The sequence below is a fragment of the Streptomyces zinciresistens K42 genome, from assembly GCF_000225525.1.
GTDB classification, from domain to species: domain Bacteria; phylum Actinomycetota; class Actinomycetes; order Streptomycetales; family Streptomycetaceae; genus Streptomyces; species Streptomyces zinciresistens.
The window spans coordinates 1-460 of the sequence record NZ_AGBF01000490.1 but is presented as its reverse complement, the minus strand read 5'-3'; the positions used below and the strand labels follow the sequence as shown (position 1 = coordinate 460).

Annotated in this window: 1 protein-coding gene; it reads left to right on the top strand. The window is 71.1% G+C overall.

The genetic code is table 11. The annotated features are described in order from the left end of the window. Window positions 1-41: 41 nt before the first annotated feature. Complete coding sequence (locus SZN_RS37350; RefSeq protein ID WP_007506651.1) at window positions 42-311, top strand: DUF6284 family protein; 270 nt, start codon at window positions 42-44, stop codon at window positions 309-311. Window positions 312-460: the final 149 nt, after the last annotated feature.

Sequence of the window (460 nt, the reverse complement as noted above, 5' to 3'; positions counted from 1 at the left end):
CGCGTTCGGGCCGTCCAACCCTGTGAGGAGAACACGACCCAATGAACATCATCGTGACTGTTCAGGACGCTGTCACGGCGTTCGCGGACTTCGTGGAGCCGACCGCGGCCGAGCTGGACGCGATCGAGCGGGAGATGCCCGTGATCCTGGCGGACGTCGACCTGCTCGACGCGCAGATCATCACGCTGGACCGCATCCCGGGTGAGCTGGACTGCCGGCGCATCCGCCGGGCCCGCCGCCGGGCGCTCGCCGCCCGTGTCGCCCTGCTCAACCGCACGGCCGGCGCGGGCCAGTCGGGCGGTGCGGCATGAGTGCGATCCTCACGCTGGACGGGCTGTCGGTGCCGCTGGGGGCGTTGCGGCTGTTGGCGGTCGACTTCCCGGACCTGCCGGCCCCGGTGGTCGACGTGAGTTCGCTCTACCCGGAGCGGTTGTCGCTGTCGCTGCACAGCTCCCAGGGC

What these genes read in the sequence shown, in the direction of transcription:
- SZN_RS37350 (WP_007506651.1), top strand. Translation starts at nt 42, where the DNA reads ATGAACATCATCGTGACTGTTCAGGACGCTGTCACGGCGTTCGCGGAC.